At 67.2% G+C, this 17562-nt stretch carries 16 protein-coding genes; 11 read left to right on the forward strand and 5 right to left on the reverse strand.

Translation table 11 applies throughout. The features are described from left to right. Positions 1-134: 134 nt before the first annotated feature. On the reverse strand, positions 135-1415 hold the full coding sequence (locus V7778_RS10555; protein ID WP_335554944.1) for a lipoprotein-releasing ABC transporter permease subunit: 1281 nt from the start codon (positions 1413-1415) through the stop codon (positions 135-137). 155 nt (positions 1416-1570) lie between these two features. On the opposite strand from V7778_RS10555, the gene V7778_RS10560 reads away from it, so the two are divergent. Genes V7778_RS10560 through V7778_RS10570 form a run of 3 tightly spaced genes read left to right on the forward strand, consistent with a single transcriptional unit; the run spans position 1571 to position 5403 of the window. Continuing rightward, positions 1571-2590: a hypothetical protein gene (locus V7778_RS10560; protein WP_335554946.1), complete on the forward strand. Its 1020-nt coding sequence runs from the start codon at positions 1571-1573 to the stop codon at positions 2588-2590. Further along, positions 2587-4290 carry a single-stranded-DNA-specific exonuclease RecJ gene (recJ, locus tag V7778_RS10565; protein WP_335554948.1) on the forward strand — a complete coding sequence of 568 codons (1704 nt, stop codon included), beginning with the start codon at positions 2587-2589 and terminating at the stop codon, positions 4288-4290. Before V7778_RS10560 ends, recJ begins: the two co-directional genes overlap by 4 nt. A gap of 39 nt (positions 4291-4329) precedes the next feature. Further along, positions 4330-5403, forward strand: coding sequence for a metallophosphoesterase (locus tag V7778_RS10570; RefSeq protein ID WP_335554950.1), 1074 nt, complete (start codon positions 4330-4332; stop codon positions 5401-5403). A 102-nt stretch (positions 5404-5505) separates the two neighbouring features. Here V7778_RS10570 and V7778_RS10575 read toward each other — a convergent pair whose 3' ends face one another. After that, positions 5506-6588, reverse strand: coding sequence for an MBL fold metallo-hydrolase (locus tag V7778_RS10575; RefSeq protein WP_335554952.1), 1083 nt, complete (start codon positions 6586-6588; stop codon positions 5506-5508). A 288-nt stretch (positions 6589-6876) separates the two neighbouring features. On the opposite strand from V7778_RS10575, the gene V7778_RS10580 reads away from it, so the two are divergent. Genes V7778_RS10580 through V7778_RS10595 form a run of 4 tightly spaced genes read left to right on the forward strand, consistent with a single transcriptional unit; the run spans position 6877 to position 11638 of the window. Next, on the forward strand, positions 6877-8040 hold the full coding sequence (locus V7778_RS10580) for a sialidase family protein (protein ID WP_335554954.1): 1164 nt from the start codon (positions 6877-6879) through the stop codon (positions 8038-8040). Continuing rightward, entirely contained in the window at positions 8040-8774 is a 735-nt protein-coding gene (locus V7778_RS10585) for a hypothetical protein (protein ID WP_335554956.1), read from the forward strand. Before V7778_RS10580 ends, V7778_RS10585 begins: the two co-directional genes overlap by 1 nt. 55 nt (positions 8775-8829) lie before the next feature. After that, positions 8830-9591, forward strand: coding sequence for a hypothetical protein (locus V7778_RS10590; protein ID WP_335554957.1), 762 nt, complete (start codon positions 8830-8832; stop codon positions 9589-9591). 28 nt (positions 9592-9619) lie between these two features. Further along, positions 9620-11638 carry an LTA synthase family protein gene (locus V7778_RS10595; protein ID WP_335554959.1) on the forward strand — a complete coding sequence of 673 codons (2019 nt, stop codon included), beginning with the start codon at positions 9620-9622 and terminating at the stop codon, positions 11636-11638. A gap of 143 nt (positions 11639-11781) precedes the next feature. On the opposite strand, the gene V7778_RS10600 is transcribed toward V7778_RS10595, so the two are convergent. Next, on the reverse strand, positions 11782-12234 hold the full coding sequence (locus V7778_RS10600) for a YybH family protein (protein ID WP_335554961.1): 453 nt from the start codon (positions 12232-12234) through the stop codon (positions 11782-11784). Positions 12235-12352: 118 nt separating this feature from the next. Between V7778_RS10600 and V7778_RS10605 the strand changes: the two genes are divergently transcribed. From V7778_RS10605 to V7778_RS10615, 3 genes are read left to right on the forward strand one after another with little or no spacing between them, the layout of a single operon-like run. Continuing rightward, positions 12353-12790: an MbcA/ParS/Xre antitoxin family protein gene (locus tag V7778_RS10605; RefSeq protein ID WP_211519883.1), complete on the forward strand. Its 438-nt coding sequence runs from the start codon at positions 12353-12355 to the stop codon at positions 12788-12790. Between the two features lies 1 nt (position 12791). Further along, the gene (locus V7778_RS10610) at positions 12792-13478 is read left to right on the forward strand and encodes an RES family NAD+ phosphorylase (protein ID WP_335554963.1); all 687 of its coding nucleotides are present in this window, start codon (positions 12792-12794) and stop codon (positions 13476-13478) included. Between the two features lie 5 nt (positions 13479-13483). Beyond that, positions 13484-13804, forward strand: a complete 321-nt coding sequence (locus V7778_RS10615) for a DUF2288 domain-containing protein (RefSeq protein ID WP_335555142.1) — start codon at positions 13484-13486, stop codon at positions 13802-13804. Positions 13805-13925: 121 nt separating this feature from the next. Here the strand turns inward: V7778_RS10615 and V7778_RS10620 are convergent, their stop codons facing one another. Beyond that, on the reverse strand, positions 13926-14306 hold the full coding sequence (locus V7778_RS10620; protein WP_335554965.1) for a tetratricopeptide repeat protein: 381 nt from the start codon (positions 14304-14306) through the stop codon (positions 13926-13928). A 5-nt stretch (positions 14307-14311) separates the two neighbouring features. Beyond that, positions 14312-16327, reverse strand: coding sequence for a bifunctional 2',3'-cyclic-nucleotide 2'-phosphodiesterase/3'-nucleotidase (locus V7778_RS10625; protein ID WP_442920714.1), 2016 nt, complete (start codon positions 16325-16327; stop codon positions 14312-14314). A 130-nt stretch (positions 16328-16457) separates the two neighbouring features. Here V7778_RS10625 and prfB point away from each other — a divergent pair. Then, positions 16458-17562, forward strand: a protein-coding gene (gene prfB, locus V7778_RS10630; RefSeq protein WP_335554969.1) for a peptide chain release factor 2 whose coding sequence is annotated in 2 segments (ribosomal slippage) — positions 16458-16538 and positions 16540-17562 — 1104 coding nt in all. Because the reading frame shifts where the segments join, the coding sequence is not laid out codon by codon here.

The following is a 17562-nucleotide window of genomic DNA, read 5'->3' on the forward strand; positions in this document are numbered from 1 at the left end:
GGGGCGACTCCATAGGGTGGACGGGTTTCCCGTCCACGCGTTCGACAGGCGCCGGCACACCCGCGGCAGCGCCGCTGCCAACGATCACCGCGTGGGCGGCGGCGCCGCCCACCCTACGGATCACTGCGCAGGTTTTACTCATAGCGCAGCGCCTCGGCCGGCTTCACCCGCGATGCCGACCAGCTCGGGTAAAGTGTCGCCAGGAAGGACAGCAGCACGGCCACACCCGCGATCCAGCTCACGTCCTCCCAACGCAGGTCGGACGGGATCTCGTCGATCAGGTAGACCTCCTGCGACAGGAAGCGCACCTTGAACAGGTGCTCGATGGCGGACACGATCACGTCCACGTTGGCGGCCACCAGCACGCCCGCGGCCACGCCCAATGCGGCGCCAAGCAGGCCCACGAGCGTGCCCTGCACCATGAAGATCTTCATGACCGAGCCGGGCGAGGCGCCCAGGGTGCGCAGGATGGCGATGTCGGCCTGCTTGTCGCGCACCGTCATCACCAGGGTCGACACCAGGTTGAAGGCGGCCACGGCGACGATCATGGTCAAGATGATGAACATCATGCGCTTCTGCGACTCGACCGCGGCGAACCAGATCGCATTGACCTTGGTCCAGTCGCGCATGATCAGCTGGCCCGACATCGACTGGCGCAGATCCTCGGCCACGCGCGGGGCCTGGTGCAGGTCGGCCAGGCGCAGGCGGATGCCGCTCGGCGCTGGGGCGTTCAGGGCGCCGGCCGCGTCCTCCAGGCGCATGAAGCCGAGCGCCGAGTCGAACTCGAAATGGCCGGCCTCGAAGATCCCGCCCACCACCAGGGCGCGGGTCTGCGGCAAGGGATTGGACGATGCGTCCTGCGAGGCGCCCGGCACCCCTGACCCCAGCAGCAGGGTGACGCGGTCGCCCACCTTCACGTCGAGCGCGCGCGCCAGCGCGCTGCCCAGCACGATGTTGTAGGTTCCGGGTTGCAGCGCATCGAAACTGCCCTGCTTCAGGTGGCGCGTCACGTCCGACACCCTGGCTTCCTGCTCCGGCAGCACGCCGCGCAGCAGCACCGGTTTCATCACGTCGCCGCTCAGCAGCATGGCCTGGGCGTCCAGGAAGGGCGCGGCGGCGCGCACTTCGGGGTTCCTCAGCGCTTCCTGGCTGGCCCTGCGCCAGTCCGTCATGGCGCCATGGGCGTCGTAGACCTCGACATGGGACAGCACCGACAGCATCCGGTTGGTGACTTCCTTGGTGAACCCGTTCATCACCGACAGCACCACGATCAGCGCCGCGACGCCCAGCGCGATGCCGGCGACCGAGGCCATCGAGATGAACGAAATGAAGCGGTTGCGCCCGCTGCGCTTGCCGGCACGGGTGTAGCGCAGGCCGATCTGCCATTCGTAGGGAAGCTTGTGGGTGGTGCTCATGAAATCCGGTTCAGGGTCGTCAACCCCGCAGTTTGCCAGACAAACCCATTCCCTTGCATGAATTGTTAAAAAATCCAGATTGCCGAGGTGACAAAGCCAGCCGAAAAAGGACGCCGCAGTGTTCGTCCCGGGCCGGTTTGGCCTAAAATAGCGGGATGTCTTCCATCACGCTTGTCCTGCCTTACGCACTCCCGCTTCCCGAATTCGCCCCCGACCTGGTGCGCAACCTGGATACCCCGGCGCTGGCCGCCTTGCTCACGCGCAGCGCCGGCCAGCGGCGGGTTCCTGTGAGCGAGGAGGTGCGCGCCCTGCCGCACGAGCAGTGGCTGGCGCGCGCCCTCGGCGCCGGCCCCGACGGCCGGCCCGCCTTTGCCGGCGCGGCCATGCGCGGCTTCGGCCTCGCGCCCGGCGACGGCATCTGGTTCATCGTCAACCCAGCCCACATCCAGATCGCGCGCAGCCACCTGATGATGGCCGACCTGCGCCACCTGGCGCTCGGCGAGGACGACAGCCGCGCGCTGTTCGAGGCCGCGCGCGCCCTGTGCGAGGAAGCCGGCCATCCGCTGGTCTACGGCGACGCCCAGACCTGGTTCCTGCGGGCCGATGACTGGGCGGGGCTCGACACGGCCACGCCGGACACGGCGGTCGGCATGGACCTGATCGACTTCATGCCCAAGGGCGAGCAGGCCCGGGCCTACCGCCGCCTGCAGAACGAGGTGCAGATGCAGTGGCACAGCCATCCGGCCAACGCCGCCCGCGAAGCGCGCCGCCTGCCCGCGGTGAACGCCTTCTGGCTGTGGGGCGCCGCCGGCCGCCCTCCCGCCGCTGCGGCGCGCAAGCTCGCGACCTACGCCGCGCCTGGCTGGCTGGCCGCACTCGGCGCGCACAAGCTGGCGTCGCTCGGCGAGCTGGATGGGGCGCTGGACGGCGACAGTCTGCTGGTGGCCGGCAGCCTGGCCGAATCGGCCATCGCCGCCGACTGGGGCAGCTGGATCATGGGCATGCAGCAGCTGGAAGAGCAGCTGTTCGCGCCCCTGCTCGGCGCGCTGCGCCAGGGCCGGGTCCGCGAACTGCGCCTGGTCCTGAGCAGCCGCGAAGGCCTCCTTGAATCGACGACTACCGGCATGGCCCAGCGCAAGTTCTGGCGCCGCCCGACTTTGGAACGACTGACTTGAGCATCAAGACCCGCATCGCCACCCGTCCCTGCCCTTTCCGCACCTCGGAACTGCTGCGCCAGGGCGGCGTTCATCCCGTGCTGGCGCGGCTCTACGCGGCGCGCGGCCTCGAAGACCCGCGCGAGCTGTCGAGCGAGCTGGCGGCGCTGTCGCCCCCAGGCGGTCTGAAACACATCGACGCCGCCGCCGTGTTCCTGGCCGACGCTATTCAAGGCGGCAAGAAGATGACCATCGTCGCCGACTACGACTGCGACGGCGCCACCGCCTGCGCGACCGCCCTGCGCGGCCTGCGCGCGATGGGCGCGCAGGTCGACTACATCGTGCCGAACCGCTTCGAGTACGGCTACGGCCTGACGCCCGAGATCGTCGCGCTCACCGCGCGCGAAAAAGCGCCCGACATCATCGTCACGGTCGACAACGGCATCGCCAGCGTGGACGGCGTGCTGGAAGCGAACCGGCGCGGCATCGACGTGGTCGTCACCGACCACCACCTGCCCGGCGACGCCCTGCCGCCGGCCCGTGTGATCGTCAACCCGAACCAGCCGGAGTGCGGCTTCCCCAGCAAGCACCTGGCCGGGGTGGGCGTGGTCTTCTACGTGCTGCTGGCCCTGCGCGCGGAGCTGCGCCGGCGCGGGGTGTTCGACGCCCAGACCCAGCCCAAGCTCGACAGCCTGCTCGACCTCGTGGCGCTGGGCACGGTGGCCGACGTGGTGCGCCTCGACGCCAACAACCGCATCCTGGTGGCCCAGGGGATCCGCCGCATGCGCGCGGGCCGCATGCATGCCGGCGTGGCCGCCCTGTTCCGCGTGGCGGGACGCGAAGCGCGCTGCGCCTCGCCTTTCGACCTGGGCTTCGCGCTCGGCCCGCGCCTGAACGCCGCCGGCCGGCTGGAAGACATGTCGCTCGGGATCGAATGCCTGGTCACCGACGACGAGGGCCGCGCCTGGGCCATCGCCCAGCAGCTCAACGAGATCAACCTGAAGCGGCGCGAGATCGAGGCCGAGATGCAGGACACCGCCCTGCTCCACCTCGACAGCTTCGAGCCCTCGGGCGCCAGCACCATCGCGGTGTTCGACGAAGGCTGGCACCAGGGTGTGATCGGCATCGTCGCCTCGCGCCTGAAGGAGAAGTTCTATCGCCCGACCATCACCTTCGCCCCAGCCGGCGAGGGCTGGATCAAGGGTTCGGGCCGCTCGATTCCGGGTTTTCACCTGCGCGACGCCCTCGACCTGGTGTCCAAGCGCGTGCCCGGCCTGATCGACAAGTTCGGCGGCCACGCGATGGCGGCCGGCCTGTCGATCCGGGCCGACGCCTTCAGCCGCTTCTCGGAGGCCTTCGAGGCCGTGGGGCGCGCCTGGCTGACCGAGGCCCAGCTGGAGCGCATCATCGAGACGGACGGGCCGCTGGAAGACGAATACTACTCGACCCAGTTCATCGAATTGTGCGATGGCCAGGTCTGGGGCCAGGGCTTCGCGCCGCCGGTCTTCTGCGACGAATTCCGCGTCGTCAGCCAGCGTGTGCTGAAGGAGCGCCACCTCAAGCTGCTGCTGGAAAAGAACGGGCGCCGCTACGACGCCATCTGGTTCGGCCACAACGAAGGCCTGCCGGAGCGGGCGCGCGTGGCCTTCCGCCTGGACGCCAACGAATACAACGGCGTGACCAAGGTCCAGTTGCTGGTCGAGCACGCGGAGCCGGCCTAGCGGATGTTCAACATCGTCCTTAACGTCGCAGGATCGCTGATGCACCTGTATGTGGCCGCGCGCCTGTACCGCATCGACGCGATCCGCTCGCGCATCCGGCCGGGCGCCTGGGCGCTGGGCGCGCTGCTCCTGTGGCTGGTCTATCTCGGCGGCGTCCACCTGGGCGACGAGGCGCTCGACTGGCGCTGGTGGCCGGGGCAGTTCGCCATGACCTGGCTCGGCATCCTCTTCATCACGTCGGTGTGCCTGCTGGTCTCGGACCTGGCTACCTGCTTCGGCTACTGGTGGCGTCCTCACAACCGCAAGCTTACTGCCGGCGCCGCGCTGGCCGGCGCGCTGGTGAGCGCCTTCGCCATCTACCAGGCGGTACGCACGCCCGTGGTGGTCGAGCATGAGCTCGTGCTGAAGGATTTGCCGGCGCATCTCGACGGCACTGTGCTGGTGGCGCTGAGCGACATCCACCTCGGTGCGCAGCGCCGCGCGGCGTGGATGGAAAGGGTGGTCGAACGGATCAACGCGGTCAATCCGGCTGCGGTGCTGCTGCTGGGCGACCAGGTCGAGGACGAGCCGGCGAACGATCCGCGCCTTGCCGGCGTGCTGCGCGCCATCCGCGCCCCGCGCGGCGTCTGGGCCGTGACCGGCAACCACGAATACTACGGCAACGCCGCCGGCACCATCGCCGAGTTCGAGGCCGGCGGCGTGCGCTGGCTGCGCGACGAACGGATCGAGCTGCTGCCGGGCCTGCACCTGGCGGGCATCGACGACATCGGCAGCCGCATGCGCAATGGCGGGAATATCCTCTCCGGGCTGGACCAGCTCTACCCCGGCGCCGCGCAAGGCGCGACCATCCTCATGGCCCACATCCCGGCAGCTCCGGTGATCGACCGGGCGGCCGCGCGCGGCGTTGGCCTGATGTTGTCCGGGCACACCCACGGCGGCCAGATCTGGCCCTTCAACTACCTGGTGGCCCAGCGCTTTCCCTACGTGGACGGCGCGCACCATGTCGGGGACATGCAGATCATCGTGACCCGAGGGGCTGGCGGCTGGGGACCGCGCATGCGCTTGTGGAAGCCGGGCGAGATGCTCAAGCTGACTTTGCGCGCCCCACGGTAGGATCACGCCTCCATGCGGGTGATACAAGCATGGCCGAACCCAGAATGCTTCGTGCGAACGAGGCGTGGAGCATCCAATGACAACGCCGAAGTTGCCGGGATCCTAAGGCTGCGCCCTGTAGGTCTCCCCGACCGCCATCACGAAGAACGCATCGTCCGCCACGCCCTGCTCCCTGCGCGCCACGGCCAGGTCGCGCGGCGCCTGGTCCAGCCGCTCCTGGCCCATCGGGAACGTCCCCCAGTGCATGCCGACGCTGCGCTTCACCTTCAGCTCGCGGTGGATGCGCACCGCTTCGTCCGGGCTGACGTGGGAATTGCGGTACCACACCGGCTGGTAGGCGCCGATGCCGATCGCCGCCAGGTCGAAGCCCGGATACCGCGCCGCGATGTCCGCGATGTCGCGCGAGTAGCCCAGGTCTCCCGAGAAGAAGAAGGAAAAGCCCGGCCGCGTCACCGCATAGGCGCCCCAAAGGCTTGCGTTGCGGTCCCAGGGCGTGCGTGCCGACCAGTGCATCACCGGCAGCAGGCGGATCTCGTGCCCCCGCAGCTCGAGCTTGTCCCACCAGTCGAGGCGCACGATGCGCGAGCGGTCGCCTCCGGTCACGTTCTCTTCGAGCCAGACATCCACGCCCAGGGGCGCCACCAGCAGCGGCGGCCCGCCCGCTTGCCGGTACAGGGCGCGCAGCGAATCCTGCGACAGGTGGTCGTAGTGCGAATGGCTGATCAGGATCGCATCGACATGCGGCAGCTCGGCCAGGGCCAGGCCGGGCGGCTGGTGGCGCTTGGGACCGGCGAACGACAGGGGGGAGGCGCGCTCCTCGAACACCGGGTCGGTCAGGATGTTCAGCCCGCCGCCGGACTGGAACAGGAAGCTGGCGTGGCCGATCCAGGTCAGGGCCGGCTGCGCCTTGTTCGCGTGGATGAAGGCCAGGTCCGGCTTGCGCACCGGGATCGGCGCCAGCGGCAGGCGTGCGGAACCGTCCGAGGTCCAGTTCTTCACCCGCGCGACCCATCCCTCGACGAAGCCCGTTTGCGGGCGCCGGTAGGCCGGGTTCGCGGGATAGTTGTTGACGAAGCCCTCGGGCCGGTGATGCGGCTTGGCGTCGTCGTAGTACGGATTGATGCCGGCGCACCCGGCAAGCAGCAGGCCGGCCGCGAGGCTTGCCAAGGAAATCATGTAGCGCATGGACGACAAAAGCCTTCCGGAAGTTGGGAAATTCGCACGAGTATACGCCGCCGCGCCACCCATCCTTGCCAGCCTGTCATTTTCCCCGTTCCTGTTACAAACTCCGCGTTGTTCAGCGCTCTCAGTTTCCTGTAGGATATCGCTTTTTTCGCGGGTAACTCAGCTGGCGGCAATCCCGTCCGAAGCCCTCCGAAAATAGCTCAGCCGAGGCTGCCGTCTTGCGGCGCCGGTAACGTGAACGTCCGGACACCTTGCCTTACCTGGGAAGGTTTCCGCTACTGGAAGAGTATGGAGCGTCACCAGAACCCGCAGTCGCGCCGCATCAACTGGACCGTGCTCGCCTGCGTCCTGATCGTCCTGCTCATCGCCGGCGCGGAAAGCCTGCGCTGGGCGTCGCGGACCCGCTCCGACAGTACTCCCAGCATCCCCCAGGCCGTGTCGTCCAGCCGGATCGCGCTGACCGAACTCTCGCGCTCCCATATTCCGATGCCGAACGGCGTCCCTTCCGCCCACGCCAGCGCCCTGGCCACCCTGCCGGGCGACCGCATGCTGGCCTTCTGGTGGGCCGGCAGCCGCGAAAGCGGGCCTGACGTGAAGGTCTACGCTTCGCGCTGGCACAACGGCGGCTGGAGCGCCCCCTGGGAGGTCGCCAGCCGCGCCTCGCTCGGCAAGGCCCTCGGCTTCGGGGTGCGCCGCATCGGCAACCCGGTGGCCTGGACCGACCGTGACAGCCGCATCCATTTGTATGTCGTGGCAACCGGCCTGGGCGGCTGGGCCGCCTCGCGCGTGGCCCACATGGTCTCGACCGACCACGGCGCCAGCTTCCAGGTGCGGCGCATGCTGCCGATGTCGCCCTTGTTCAACACCAGTGTCCTGGTACGCACCAATCCGGTCGGCATGGCCGACGGCGGCTGGTGGCTGCCCCTGTATTTCGAAATCGGCATCAAGTACCCGATGCTGATGGCCTTCGACGCCGCCGGCCAACCCACCTGGCTGGGCCGCATCGGCGAGCGCACCACGACCCTTCAGCCGGCCATCGTGCCGGTCTCGGCCACCGAAGTGCGCGCCTGGATGCGCGACGCCAGCGACGAGCAGCGCGTCCAGCAGGCCACCAGCCGCGACGGCGGCAGCAGCTGGGAAGACCAGCCTGCGCTGGACTTGCCGAATCACGGCACCTCGCTGGCGGTGATCCGCCTTACCAGCGGCCAGTACCTGATGTTGCACAACCACGTCGAGGCCGGCGGTTCCTCGCGCAGTACCTTGCGCCTGTCGATCTCGCACGACAGCCACGCCTGGCGCACCGTCGCCGACATCGCGCGCGGCCCGGCCGGCGACGAGTTCTCCTACCCGACCATGCAGCAGGTCGGCGACGAGCTGCACGTCACCTATACCCACCAGCGCCAATCCATCGCCCACCATCGCTACCGCATCGCGCTTGGAGAACCTATCTGATGAGTTTGCCCGACCTGACCTGGCAGATGGTGTACGGACGGCTGGCCTGGGCCATCGTCCTGGCCACTCTCCTGACTGCCCTCGTCCCTGGCGCATGGCGTCACAGCCGCCGGCTGCCGCTTGCCGCGCTGGGCCTGATGGCGCTCGCCTGCCTGCTGCCGGGCCAGTCTTCGCCGGCGTGGACCCTGGGCCTGGCCTTCCAGTACCCGAGCGCCCTGCTCACAAGCTGCTGCCTGCTCAAGCTGCTGGATCGCCGGCGCGGCCTGCGCGGCATCTGCGCCCTGCCCCCCGGCCTGGCGGCCCCGCTGGCGATCGCCGGCGCCGCGCTCTACCTGGATGCCTTCGGTGTGATCTCGCAGGGGTATTATTACGCGGGCTTCTCGGCCACCGCGGTGCCGATCCTGGCCGTGCTGGCCAGCGCCGCCTGCGCCGCCGCCATCATCCGCGGCCGCAGCCGGCGCCAGGCGCTGCCGCTGCTGGGCGCCTTGCTGCTGTTTTCGCTGCTGCGCCTACCCACCGGCAATGTATGGGACGCGGTGCTCGACCCGATCCTGTGGGGCTGGGCGCTCGTCGCCCTCGCCACCGCCGCGTTGCGCCGCATGCGCCGCCTGCCGGCCGTCCATGACACCCAGCCGGAACCCGCGCCGGTCCTGAGCGTGGCCGGCGTCGACCCGTATTCAACCATCAAGGAGCAAGTCAGTGGTAAAGTCAGTGGTAACCTCAGCAGCAAATAACAGCGCGAGGAATTGGCTCGCGCATCCGGCCATCGCGACGGGGATCGCCGTCAACGTGTTCGTACTGGGCCTGGCAGTGGCCTGGTCCGGCCCGGACCCCAAGCAACTCTGGCGCCTGCTGGGCGAGGACGGCATCGTCGAATGGATGCAGTTCCTGTGCTTCACCGTCATCGCCGGCCTGCTGGCCTTCGTGACGATCGAACGCGCGCGTCAACCTAAGGGGGAGCCAAACCGCGGCCGCCTCGAGATCCTGGCCCTTGCCGGCCTGAGCCTGCTGGTGGCCCTGGCCGCCGTCGAGGAGATCAGCTGGTTCCAGCGCGTGCTGCAGGTGCAGTCGCCCGACTTCTTCCTGCAGAATAACCGCCAGGCCGAGACCAACCTGCACAACCTCGCGGTCGGCAGCGGCAGCCTGCACAAGAACGTGATCCTCAAGCTGATCGTCATCACCGGCTTGATCCACAACCTGGTCCTGCCGCTGCTGGCGCGTTCGCGCCCCGGCGTCAAGACCTTGGTCGAGCGCTTCGGCCTGTATCTGCCGCCGCTGTCCGCCTCGATTCCCTACCTGGTGCTAGTGATCCTGTCGCACCTGCTGATCGACCACCCGCGCAAGGGCGAACTGGGCGAGATGTTCGGCGCCGTGCACTACCTGGCGACCGTGTTCGGGGCCTACTTCGTCGGCGTGGCCTACCAGCGCACGCCGCTGTTCGCGGGCGCCGTCGAAGGCCGCCGCGTGAGCACGCTGTTCGCGATGCTGCTGCTGTTCCTGCTGCTCGTGTCCTGGGTCCTGAGCGCCGGCGTCGGCGCAACCGGCGCATAACCAACACCTTGACCGTTCGGGGGCGCCGATGCGCATCGATCCTGAAGCCATCTTCAACCGGCCGACCTTCGCCCGGCAACCCCTGAACACCAGCGCCGCATGGCTGGCCCGGCTCACGCGCTGGGCCGGGCCCTACGCCAGCCTGGTCCAGATGCTCGTGCTCGGGCTGGCCCTGTTCTCGCTGTCGCGCATCGGCCTGATGGCCTGGCAGTGGGAGCGCGTGGCGGCCGGCGGCATCGCCGGGCAGATGCTGCTCCAGGGCGTGCGCGCCGACCTGATCCTGCTCGGCTACCTGCTCGTCCCGCCGCTCCTGCTGGCGCCCCTGCTGGCCCACCGCGCGGGCACGCGCAGCTGGCGCATCCTCACCGTCTCCTGGGCGACCCTCGCGCTGGCGTTCGTGGCGTTCATGGAAGTGTCGACGCCGCAGTTCATCATGCAGTACGACGTGCGCCCGAACCGCCTGTTCATCGAATACCTGGCGCAGCCGCGCGAAGTCTTCGCGACCCTGTGGGAGGGCTTTCGCATCGCCCTGCTGCTGGGCGTGGGCGCCACCGTCGTGCTGGGCGTGAGCTTCTACCGACTGCTCAAGGCGGCGTCGCGCACGGCCAGCCCGTGGCCGGCGAGGAAGCTGCTCCTGACCTGGCCGCTGATCGTGCTGCTGGTGTTCTTCCAGATCCGCTCGACCACCGCGCACCGCCCGGCCAATCCGGCGATGTTTGCCCTGACCAAGGATGCGATGCTCAATTCGCTGATCGTCAATTCGCCGTGGTCGGTGCTGGACGCGATCAATTCGATGGGCAAGGAAGCCAGGTCGTCCGAGATCTACGGCAAGCTGCCGCCCGAGCGCATCCTGGCCCAGGTCAAGGCGGCTCCCTGGCTGAAGGACTACCGCTTCCCGAACGCCGGGCTGCCGACCCTGCACCGCCAGGTTGCCGCCGTCCCGCGCGCCAAACCCCTGAACCTGGTGATCGTGCTGGAAGAAAGCCTGGGCGCGACCTTCGTGCAGTCGCTGGGCGGCCTGCCCGTCACGCCGGAGCTGGAACGGCTCAAGGGCGAAGGCTGGTGGTTCGAACAGCTGTACGCCACCGGCACCCGCTCGGTGCGCGGCATCGAGGCCGTGGTGGCCGGCTTCGCCCCGACCCCGGCGCGCAGCGTGGTCAAGCTGTCGCTGGCCCAGCAGAATTTCTACACCCTGGCGGCAGGCCTGGGCAAGCAGGGCTACCACACCGAATTCGTCTACGGCGGCGAAGCGCACTTCGACAACATGCGCAGCTTCTTCACCGGCAACGGCTTCCAGAACGTGGTCGACCAGGCCGACATGCAAGCGCGCTTCGTGGGCAGCTGGGGCGCCTCGGACGAGGACTTGTTCGACAAGTCGCTCGAGAGGCTGAAGCACCTGCACGACCAGGGCAAGCCTTTCTTCAGCCTGATTTTCAGTTCGTCGAATCACGAACCCTTTGAATTCCCGGACGGGAAGATCGCCCTGCATGAGGCGCCCAAGCAGACCGTCAACAACGCGGTCAAGTATGCCGATTTCGCGCTCGGCAAATTCATCCGCGAGGCCAAGCGGCAGGACTACTGGAAGGAAACGGTATTCCTGATCGTGGCCGACCACGACAACCGGGTCTATGGCGACAGCCTGGTGCCGATCAAGAAATTCCACATTCCGGGACTGATCCTGGGAGCGGACATCCAGCCCAGGCGCATCGCGACCATCGCCAGCCAGGTGGACCTGGGGCCGACCCTGCTGTCCTTGCTGGGGGTATCGAGCGAGCACCCGATGATCGGCCGCGACTTCGCGCGCGACGACACGACGCCGGGGCGGGCGCTGATCCAGTTCAACGATTATTTTGCGTGGCTGGACGATGCGTCGGCGACCATCCTGCGGCCGGGCCAGGCGCCGCTGCTGGCCAGGTACGATGCGGCCAGCGGGAAGGTGGATTTCAATGCGGGGACGCCGACGCCGGCGCAGGTGGAACAGGCGATGGCGCACGTGATGCTGCCGTCGCTGTTGTATCGGGAGCAGCGGTATCGCCTCGAAAAATAGTTGGCGCTATCCCGTCATCCCCGCGCAGGCGGGGACCCAGGTTTGCTTGCAAACCAACTACGTTAGACCTTAACGGTGTGCGTGAAACTTGGGTCCCCGCCTTCGCGGGGACGACGTTCGAAGGAGCGGGCTAAATCAGGCGCCTACTTCTTGCACTCGCAAAAATCCGACCCCCGGTCGAACACGACCTTCCACTTCCCCGGCGCTTCCAGCCGCCAGATCGAATTGAAGCGCCCGATCTTCTTGCCGCTGCTGTCGTAGATCGGCCCGCCGCTGTACGCCAGCGTCCCCGACGCCACCACCTCGACCTCGTCCGGCTCCCAGGAGAACGGCGCCTCCGGCTTGTCGTAGTACTTGCGCCAGCCCTGGGCCACCGCCTGCTTGCCGCGCAGCGCGCCCTCGCCGGACATGAAAATGGCCTCGTCCGCCACGAAGCGGGTGAAACCGTCGAAGTCGCGTGCCTTCATGGTCGCGGCGAAAGCGCGTTCGCTGTCCGCCACCTGTTTCTTGAGGTCCTCCTGGGACACCCTTGCGCTGCTGGCCGTGGCCGCCAGCATGAGGCAGGCGGCCAGCAGGGAAATCGTACGTAGACGCATGGACAAATCCTTTTCGATTTGGCAAGTTTAGGATTCTGTCACGGTCGCTCGCACTTGACAACCGTGGGTTGCAAATACTCCAAAAACGGAGTATAACGACTCCATAACCGGAGGAACCATGAGCCTAGCCTATTCTTACCCCAAGAGCCGATTCGAGCCGGCCGTGCTGGTCGACCTGAATTCGAAGGCCGAGCGCGAACGCTTGTCGTGCTCGGCGCTGAAAGGCTTCTTCAAACTGGCCGGGGCCTGGCAGCTGCGCGAGGACGATGCCCGCGAGCTGCTCGGCGGACTGTCCTCTTCCTCGTACTACGACTGGAAGAAGAACCCGGACCGGGTGCTCGAAGTCGACCGCATCACCCGCATTTCCTACCTGCTGGGGATCTACAAGGCCCTGCACATCCTCTACGGCGACAAGCTGGCCGACGAATGGATCCACCTCCCCAACACCAATCCGGTCTTTGCCGGACGCACCCCGCTCGCCTACATGCTCGGCGGCGGGCTGATCGCGATGCAAACGGTACGCAGGCTGCTGGACGCGCGCCGTGGAGGCCTGTGATTTGAGGCTGATTCCCAAACTCACCCCGCTGCGCCAGTTCGATACCTGCCGCCTGATTCCCTCCCGCTTCGCCGACCTGGAAGATTCCGTACTGGCCCCGCTGGCCGAGGACGACGACGTGCTGCGCGACCTGTTCGACCTCGACAACGCCACCAACGAGCGCCTGCGCGGCGAATCCGGGCTGCTGCCGGGCATCGGCATGGACGAGCTGGTGTTCGGCGTGCCGAACTTCCGCATCATCAACGCGGCCTATACCTACGCCCGTCCGGAAGGCAGCCGCTTCAACGACGGCGAGCGCGGCGCCTGGTACTGCGGCTTCGCGCTCGAAACCTCGCTGGCCGAAGTCATCTTCCACAAGACGGTCGAGTACCACGAGATCAACCGCTTCGACGACAGCGTCAGCTACCAATGCCTGCTGGCCGACTTCAGCGCGCCCTTCCACGACCTGCGCGGCATCGACGCCTACCGCGACTGCCTCGATCCGCAAAGCTACGTGGCCTCGCAGGCCCTGGCGGCCGAGCTGCTGGACGCCGGTTCGATGGGCGTGCTCTACCCCAGCGTACGGCACGAAGGCGGCACCTGCCTGGCCTGCTTCCGCCCCGCGCTGGTGGGGAATGTGCGCAAGGCCCAGACCTATCGGTTAACATGGCGGGGTACGCCGCAGCCCGCGGTGGAGATTTTGAGCTGAGCATGATGAAGACCAATCCCGACAAAGACACCGAACTGCACGACAAGATCAACCGCGAGACCGGCCGCGTCAAGTGGAGCGAACTGGAACGGCACTTCGCCAGCGGCTCGGTGGTGTACGTGAGCCAGGAGCTGGACCTGATCGAGGTCGCGCTGCGCATCGCGCACGACGACAGGGAAAGCATCGCGCGCTGGATGCAATCGGGACAGATCGCCAAGGTGAACGACCAGCAGGCGGCGAGCTGGCTGGCGGCGGATGCGACCTTGTGGGCGTCGGTGGTGAGTCCGTTTGTGCTGGTGCAGCTGGAGAAGAGGCAGCTGCACTGAGTGTCCGACTGCGGTAGGGAACTTGGATCCCGGCCTTCGCCGGGATGACGTGCTTGAACTTGCCATTAACTCTGAAACCGTCGTCCCGGCGAAGGCCGGGACCCAAGTTCATCGCCACCCCCTAGTGCTTCCCCTCCCCCCGATGCGTGAGCGCATGCGCCGCCCGCCGCATCAACTGCGCCGCCTTCACCGGATCCTTTTCCATCAGCGCCAGCTGCTGCCACGCCTCCGCATAATCCATCTGCGCCGCCTCCTCCAGCAGACGCCGCGCCTCGGGCTCGTCGCGCGCCACGCCCTCGCCCTCGAGCAGCATGTTCGCCAGGATGAACATCGCCTCCGGCACCCCGCGCGTGGCCGCCACGCCGAGCCAGTGCGCCGCCAGCGCCGCATCGCCATTGCCGCGATAGGCCAGCCCGCGCCTCAGCGCGGCGTCGCCCTCGTCGCCATGCTGGGCCGCAGCCGGCAGCGCCAGCAGCAGCGCCGCCAGCATCGTCACGAACACAGCCCTCATTTCGACAAATCGATCACGTACAGCGCCGTGCCCTTGCCGCGCCCATCGTCAGGCAGCACCTGGCTGACATTATGCAGCCCGGCCTCGTGCGCCAGTTCGATCATGCCGGGCGCCGAATGGAAGACCACCGGCCCGGCCGTCTTCACCGGCGCGAAACGCCAGCTGCGCGCGGCGCCATGGGCCGCGCGGGTCAGCTGCTTCGTCTCCTTGACGTAGGCGATCAGGACGTCGCGGTTGTTGTCCGGCGAGGCGATCACGGTCTTGCTGCCGTCCAGGCCCGGGAAATTGCCGCCGCCGCTGGCGCGGTAGTTGTTGGTCGCCACCAGGAATTCCTGCCCGGCCTCGACCGGCTTGCCGCGCCAGCGCAGGTTGCGGATCCGCTCGCCCGGCGCGCGCGTCACGTCGATCTCGTAGGCGACGTCCGGGTGGGTCATGGTGTCGAAGTTATAGCTCGGCACCGCCAGGTTCACCAGCTCCTGCGCTTCGCTCTTGCCGGGATCGATGGTGTTGAAGCGCTGCGCGGCCTTTTCCAGCCAGGCCATGAGCTGGGCGCCGTTCACCTTCACGGCATACAGCGCGTTCGGGTACAGGTAGAGATCGGCCGCGTTGTTCAGGGCCAGGGCGCCGGCCTTCACGTCCGTGTAGTCGGACGGCCCGGCCACACCGCTCTTGAAGGGTGCCGATACCGACAGCACCGGGAGCCTGGCGTAGTGCGGCAGGTTGGCCGCCACGTACTTCGCCACGTAGGCGCTCTGCGCCTGGTTCACGACCTGAATCGCCGAACTGTCGCCGACGTCGGCGAAATAGGTCGACATGCGGAAACCCGTGCTGCCAACCGGAGTCTTGACATACCCGATGGTCGCCTCGTGCTCTTCCTTCACCAGCGCCATCACCTCCGGATCGGCCTCGACGAAGGACTTGGCCCCGGTCTGCGCGGCGCGCGCCTGGACGAAGGTCTTGTCCTTTTCGACCATCCAGCGCTTGCCGTCGTGCTTCAGGTGCAGGCCGATCACGCCCAGGTGCTTGCCCCACAGGTTGGCCATCACGGTCGGCACGCCGTGCACGAAGCCGCGCGCCTTGTCCACGCCCGGCAGGTTGAACTGGGCCACCGTGCTGTCGGCGTTCGGGAACAGCTGGTGCGAATGCCCCAGCAGCATGGCGTCCACGCCCGGCACCTGGGCCAGGTAGTAGTTGGCGTTCTCCATGCTTGGCGAATAGCGGCCGGCATCCAGGCCGCCGTGCGAGATCGCCACGATCAGCTCCGCACCTTTGGCCTGCATCTCGGGGATGTACTTCTCCGCGGCCTCGCGCACGCCCTCGGTGTAGACCCGGCCTTCGAGCCAGCGCTTGTCCCAGGACATGATGGTCGGCGGCGCGAAGCCGATGATGCCGACCTTGACGCTCGCGCTCACCGGCTTGCCATCCGCGTCGACACCGCTGATCTTCTTGTCGATGATGTGATATGGCGCGAACAGCGGCTTCTTCGTCCTGCCGCTGTAGACGTTGGCCAGCACCATCGGGAAGCCCGGGCCGGCGCACTTCTTGGCCGGCTTGACGCCCTTCACGTCGAAGCGGCTGCCGGTCACCTGCCCCAGGTAGGCCAGGCCGTAGTTGAATTCGTGGTTGCCGATGCCCGCGCCCTCGAAGCCAAGCTTGTTCATCACCTTGTAGATGCCGAGGGTCTGGTCGCAGCGCAGCGGCTTGACCTGGGCCTGGTAGTCGGCCAGCGCATTGCCCTGGATCGTGTCGCCGTTGTCGAGCAGGAGCGTGTTCGGGAACTCCTTGCGCGCCTGCGCGATCAGGGCAGCGGTCCGGTCCAGGCCGAACGAGGGCTCGGCCATCAGCTTGTAGTAGTCGTAGCCCACCACATTGGAATGCAGGTCGGTGGTTTCCAGCACCGCGAGCATGGCGGTGGCGCCGGCGGGCGGCTTGGCTGCCGAAGCTTGAAAACTGAGGAGCGCCGGAGCGAGCGCGATGCAAATCTGATAACGCAAAGAGAGGGCCATGGGCATTCCACCAAAATGAACCGAACGATCATACGGCAGCGCATATGCCCCGGCAAGCGCCCCGTGCATGGCGCCCCCCGGCGATGGGGTATAATCTAGGGTTCGATTTAACCCAACTAACGAGACTGCCGAGATCATGGAAGCTGAACGCATCAACGCCATTTCCGCCCTGCTGAACGACCTGACGGGTCGCGAGGCCGAACTTCGGAGGTATCTTTGACTTCGATAAGAAGTCGGAGAAACTAGAACAGGTCAACCAGGAGCTGGAAGACCCGGCCATCTGGAACGACCAGAAACGCGCCCAGGAGATGGGCAAGGAAAAGAAGGCGCTCGAAGGCGTCGTCCTGACGCTCGAAAAAGCCAAGGCCGACCTGGCCGACGCATCCGACCTGTTCGAGATGGCGCGCGAGGAAGGCGACGAGGACACGCTGGAAGCGGTCGCCGGCGACGTCGAAGCCATCCAGAAGATCATCGAAGGCATGGAATTCCGCCGGATGTTCAGCAACCCGATGGACCACGCCAACTGCTTCATCGACATCCAGGCCGGCGCCGGCGGCACCGAAGCCCAGGACTGGGCCTCGATGCTGCTGCGCCAATACCTGCGCTATGCCGAACGCAAGGGCTTCAAGGCCGAGATCCTCGAACAATCCGAGGGCGAGGTCGCGGGCATCAAGACCGCCACCATCAAGGTCGACGGCGAGTACGCCTACGGCCACCTGCGCACCGAGACCGGCGTGCACCGCCTGGTGCGCAAGTCGCCGTTCGACTCGGCCAACGGACGCCACACTTCGTTCACCTCGCTGTTCGTGTATCCGGAAGTCGACGAGTCGATCGAGATCGAGATCAACCCGGCCGATGTGCGCATCGACACCTACCGCGCATCCGGCGCGGGCGGCCAGCACATCAACAAGACCGACTCCGCGGTGCGCCTGACCCACGGCCCCTCGGGCATCGTGGTCCAGTGCCAGAACGACCGCTCGCAGCACCGCAACAAGGCCGAAGCCTGGGACATGCTGCGCGCCAAGCTGTACGAACTGGAACTGCGCAAGCGCATGAGCGAGCAGCAGAAACTGGAAGACTCCAAGACCGACGTCGGCTGGGGCCACCAGATCCGTTCCTACGTGCTCGACCAGTCGCGCATCAAGGACTTGCGCACGGGCTTCGAGACCGGCAACACCAAGAACGTGCTGGATGGCGACCTGGACGACTTCATCTCGGCCTCGCTCAAGCAAGGCATCTGA

The organism is Massilia sp. DD77 (assembly GCF_036961685.1).
Classification (GTDB): Bacteria; Pseudomonadota; Gammaproteobacteria; order Burkholderiales; family Burkholderiaceae_D; genus Telluria.